Origin of the sequence: Streptomyces cahuitamycinicus, assembly GCF_002891435.1 — a bacterium.
Taxonomy (GTDB): domain Bacteria; phylum Actinomycetota; class Actinomycetes; order Streptomycetales; family Streptomycetaceae; genus Streptomyces; species Streptomyces cahuitamycinicus.
In genome coordinates this window covers 1-3315 of record NZ_POUC01000634.1, presented here as the reverse complement: position 1 = coordinate 3315, position 3315 = coordinate 1, and the positions used below count along the sequence as shown (strand labels likewise).

The window sequence follows — 3315 nt, the reverse complement described above, 5'->3', positions numbered from 1 at the left end:
CGTCCCCTACTACGACGTGACCGACGGCCCCCTGACCGCCGTACCGAACGGAATCGCCCGGCTCATCGACAAGGTGACGGAGACCGCAGGTGTCCACTGAAGCGAAGCGCGTGATCACCGCCCTCGCGGCGCTGCTGCTGGCGGCACTCGCCACGACGGGCACCGCCATCGCGGCGGACGGCGACGGCCCCAGCGCCGGGCAGCGCATCGCGAAGGCCCTGCGCACCTCCCCCGTCTACGTCGACGCTGCCTACGCCGAAGCCGTACCGCCGTCCCGGCAACGGCAACTGGCGGACCGCATCCGCCGCACGGGCCTGCCCATCAAGGTCGTGCTCATCCCCCTCACCAAGGGCGACGCCTTCGACGGCGAATCCGACCTCCTGGCCGGGACGGTCCGCGACCGGCTCCCGGAACGGCGCGACCTCGTCCTCATCACGTCGGACGGCGACTTCCCCGACTCCCTCCAGGGCTACGAGTGGCCCGGCGACACCCACCAGGCGCGCAGTGCCGTGGCGGCCGCCGGGTTCCTGGACGAGATGCGGGACGCGGGACTGGCGGACCTGACGGTGAAGGCCGTGGACCTGGTGGCGGAGGGCAAGGGCGAGCAGCGCTACGAGGAGGCGATGAACGACCTGGGCGGATCGCCCCGCCCCACGCAGTCCGGCTCCGGCTCCGGCTCCGGATCCGACTCCAGCTCGGGCTCGGGCTCGGCCTCCGGCATGACCGGCTGGTGGCTGCTCATCGCCGTACCGGCCCTGGCCCTGACCGTGCTCGCGACCCGCGCGGCCCTGCTCCGTTCCCGTACGGCCCCGGCCGTCCCCCAGCTGGTGTTCACCACGGCCCGCGCGGCCGACGAGGCGCAGGTGCGGCGCCGTGCGGAGGCGGAGGTACTGGCCCTGGGCGAGGCGACCCGGGCCGCCGAGGTGGCCTCGACCCCCGGTCTCCAGCAGGCCCTCGACGCGTACGCGGCGGCCGGCACGGTCCTCGACGGGGCCCGGGGCCTGCCCGACCTGGCGGGCGCCCTGGCCCTGGCGCAGGAGGGCCGCGACGCCCTAACCGGCTCTTCCGGCCTTCCCCTCTGCTTCTTCAACCCCCTGCACGGCCGCGCGGCCCTGCGCACCGGCTGGCGTCCGCTCGGCCGCCGGGACCGGCTCGACGTGGCGGTGTGCCAGGAGTGCGCGGACGCGCTGCGGGACCGCCGCGCCCCGGAGGTGCTCACCGACACGGACGAGGACGGCCGTACGGTGCCCTACTTCGAGGTCCCGGCGAGGCGCAGCGCGTGGGCGGCGAGCGGGTACGGCTCGCTGATGTCCCCGTCGGCCGGTCTGGGCAGGGCCCGTTGATCAGCGGGGCGGCCGGTCGGTCCTCGTGTCGTCACACCCTTGCCATCGCTCCCGCACCCCCCGAGCCGCCCCGCCATGATCTCCGTCCGAATCAGCACCGAGGAGCCCCCTTTGAAGCGCGCCGCCCTGGCCGTCGTCTCCGTCCTGGCTTTGACCTCCGCACTGACCGCCTGCTCAGGCGGCGAGGACACGCCCTCCGGTGGGAGGGTGACGACAACACCGAAGGCCAAGCAGATCACTCCGGAACAGCGGCTGGCGAAGGCCATCGTGACGAAGGACGACCTGCCCGGATACAACGTGGACGAGTTGGACGCCGAGTACGCCTTCGCCACCTCCTCCGACCAGGTCACGGTCGACAAGCCCGGCTGCGCCCCGCTGGCCCTCGCGATGAATCAACTCCCGCTCGGTGAGCCCCAGGCCGACCTCACACGCAGTGCCGGAGCGGGCTACGGCAAGGAGAGCACGTACATCACGCTCGCCTCGTACGAGCCTGCGGCCGAGGGCAGGTCGTTGCTGGCTGGGCTGGCCAAGGCCGTATCGGAGTGCGGCGGCGGGTTCACCGCGAAGGCGGGCAAGAACAGCACGGTCTACGACTCGGTCACCGCCGAGAAGGGGACGGCGCCCGGTGCCGTGGCCTTCCGCGCGACGACGCCCTTCCGGGGTATCACCCACACGGTGCGCACCCAGGTCGTCCGCCACGGTGAGGTGCTCGCCGTCTACTTTTCGGTGAACGGCTTCGCCTTCGCCGACAGTAGGCGACCCAGCGACGCCAAGATTCCCGCGGAGGTGGTGAAGGCGCAGAACTCCGAGCTCGCGCGGGATTCCGAATCACCGGAGCGGTGAACCCGGGTCGGGTACGCCCGCCCGGTGCCGCCCCACTGATCAGCCCGGCGGTCGGCCCTCCCGCAAGGCCGCGAACAGGGCGCGGGCCCGCGCCTCGTCCCACTGCACCGCGCTGCCCTTGGGAGTGCGCAGATCCGGGTCGGCCACGGGCACGTTGAGCTGCCGCCCGCCGCCGCCCGTCGCCTTGCGCATGGCCTCGAACAACGCCATGAGGTCGGGCAGTTCCGTGCCGTCGTCGACGATGAGCGTGTCGAGCCCGGCCCGCAGGGTCGGAACCGATGTGGAGGGGTCGGCGAGGGTGGCGGGCGTGGCCGCCTTGCGGGCGAGGGCGGCGAGGAATCTCTGCTGGTTGCGGGTCCGGCCCAGATCACCCCGGGCCTCCTGCTTGCGCTGCCGTACGAAGGCCAGCGCCTCGGCGCCGTCGAGGGTCTGGCAGCCGGCTGGCAGGTTCGCTCCGGAGTCCTTGTCCCGCACGGGCCGGCCCAGGCACAGGTCGACGCCGCCGAGGGCGTCCACCACACCCACGAACCCGGCGAAGCCGATCTCCGCGTAGTGGTCGACACGCACGCCGGTGTTGCGTTCCACGGCCCGCACCAGCAGGTCGGGGCCGCCCAGCGAGAACGCGGCGTTCAGCTTGTCCGGCGTGGCCCGGTAGCTGCGGCCGGTGCCGGGGTCGACGTAGGGCGGGAGGGTCACCCAGGAGTCGCGCGGCAGGCTCACCATCGTCGTGCCGTTCGCGCCGGTGTGCAGCAGGATCACGGAGTCGGTGCGGCGGCCCTCGGCCGAGCCGGTGTTGAGGTCCTTGCGGTCCTGCTCCGACAGCCCCTCGCGGCTGTCGGAGCCGACGACCAGGTAGGTGGTGCCCTCACCGGCGGGCACCCGGGCTCCGAGCGCGCCGAGGTCGACCTCCTGATTGAGTTGGGTGTCGGCCCAGACATACGTACCGGCGCCGCCGAGCACCAGCACGGACGCCAGGACGGCAGCCGTCCGCAGATACCGGCGGCCCCTGCCCGCCCGCCGCCGCGGGTTCCTGCTGCCGCGGCCGCCGCGTGGGTGCGGTCCGCTGTCGTAGCGTCCGGGGGCGGCGGGCGAGGGCATGCCGGGCAGCGGCGCGGTACGGGTCGAGGGG

The 3315-nt window shown here is 73.5% G+C and carries 3 protein-coding genes; 2 read left to right on the top strand and 1 reads right to left on the bottom strand.

Annotated features, from left to right (window positions below; genetic code table 11):
• Positions 1 to 89: 89 nt before the first annotated feature.
• Both C1J00_RS40750 and C1J00_RS40745 read left to right on the top strand, forming a co-directional pair.
• Entirely contained in the window at positions 90 to 1343 is a 1254-nt protein-coding gene (locus C1J00_RS40750; protein WP_102913881.1) for a hypothetical protein, read from the top strand.
• Positions 1344 to 1454: 111 nt separating this feature from the next.
• Positions 1455 to 2186 carry a hypothetical protein gene (locus C1J00_RS40745; RefSeq protein ID WP_102913880.1) on the top strand — a complete coding sequence of 244 codons (732 nt, stop codon included), beginning with the start codon at positions 1455 to 1457 and terminating at the stop codon, positions 2184 to 2186.
• Between the two features lie 39 nt (positions 2187 to 2225).
• Here C1J00_RS40745 and C1J00_RS40740 read toward each other — a convergent pair.
• On the bottom strand, positions 2226 to 3315 hold a 1090-nt coding region (locus tag C1J00_RS40740; RefSeq protein WP_102913879.1), incomplete at its 5' end, for an LCP family protein.